The 1,251-nt window shown below is 55.0% G+C and carries 2 protein-coding genes; both read right to left on the bottom strand.

Features of this window, described 5'->3' with window-relative positions; all coding sequences use genetic code 11:
- Positions 1 to 38: 38 nt before the first annotated feature.
- Positions 39 to 869 (bottom strand): IS3 family transposase, encoded by an 831-nt coding sequence (locus tag J1G34_RS26900; RefSeq protein WP_240996999.1) that lies wholly within the window; start codon positions 867 to 869, stop codon positions 39 to 41.
- Between the two features lie 8 nt (positions 870 to 877).
- Positions 878 to 1,186: a transposase gene (locus J1G34_RS27390; protein WP_065883309.1), complete on the bottom strand. Its 309-nt coding sequence runs from the start codon at positions 1,184 to 1,186 to the stop codon at positions 878 to 880.
- Between the last annotated feature and the right edge of the window lie 65 nt (positions 1,187 to 1,251).

Below are 1,251 nucleotides of genomic sequence, written 5' to 3'. Positions count from 1 at the left end.
TGAACTGGTCAAGTAATCCCGGACACCGATTACGGTGTTTATGCCGCTTTTTGCTCCATGGCTATTGGCGACAGGTAGTTGTTGTAGCTGTGGAGCCTGATTCGGTTGTATCGCATGAAGAAGCTGGTCATATCCCGCCTGGCTTCTTCAACTGTGGTGTAGCCCTTATTGGGCACCCACTCTGATTTAAGCGTCCCGAAGAAACGCTCTGTTGGCGCGTTGTCCCAGCACTGCCCTCTGCGGCTCATGCTTTGCGTTATCCCATGCTCCAGCAGCTCGGACTGAAAGAGCTGGCTGGTGTATTGGCTGCCTTGATCCGAATGAAACATCAAGCCTGCATGTTTGCCTCGAACCTCCACCGCCATTCTCAGCGCCTTGCTAACCAGGTTGGCGTCGTTGATCAGGGAAAACGCCCAGCCAACGATTCGGCGGGCGAACAGATCAATGACCGCTGCCAAGTGATACCAACGTTTACCAACCATCAGGCTGGTAACGTCGCCGCACCAGGCCTGATTGATTGCGGTTGGCTCGAAGTTACGCTTGAGCAGATTCTTGGCCACAAATGCTTCGACGCCTCTAGAGCGATACTGATGGCGGCGGCGCTGTCTGCTGGCCAGATTTGCCTCCGCCATGAGTTTTCCGGCCAGATGCCGTCCGACCTTGATCTGCTGGGCCTTCAAGTGCTGAGAGATCATCCGCGCGCCTGCACTTCCCCGGCTTTCGTCATGCAATTGCGCAACTTTTGCTCTGAGCGCATCACGCTTGGTATTCGGCACTGAGCGACGCTTAAGCCAGTCATAAAACGCGCTGCGGGAAACGCCCAGCGCACTGCAAAGCAGGCAGATCGGATACGAACTCGACTCTCTCAGCTCCTCGATCAGGAAAAACGATCGGGATCCGACATCAAGAGAGCCGTAGCCTTTTTTAAGATTTCAGCCTCGGTCTCCAGGCGCTTGACCTTGGCTCGCAGCTGTTGAAGCTCTCGCTGTTCATCGCTGATTGCCTTAGTACCTGCCACTGGCTGCCCTTTCTGACGCTCTTTGCGAACCTGCTCAATCCAACGGCGCAGAGCCGTGGGGCCAACCTCCATCGACGCACAGACGTCAGGAACTGAGCAGTTATCATCAAGAACCATGCTTACAGCACGTTGCTTGAACTCGCGGGTGTAGGTCTTTCGCTCTTGCATGAAACCTCCTGATTGGGCGAATCATATCGCCCTTAAGAGGTGTCCGGGAGCATTAGGCCAGTTCA

Source organism: Pseudomonas sp. Wu6 (genome assembly GCF_019891515.1).
GTDB classification, from domain to species: domain Bacteria; phylum Pseudomonadota; class Gammaproteobacteria; order Pseudomonadales; family Pseudomonadaceae; genus Aquipseudomonas; species Aquipseudomonas orientalis_A.
Note: the sequence above shows the minus strand (reverse complement) of the source record. Positions and strands in the feature narration are given on the sequence as shown.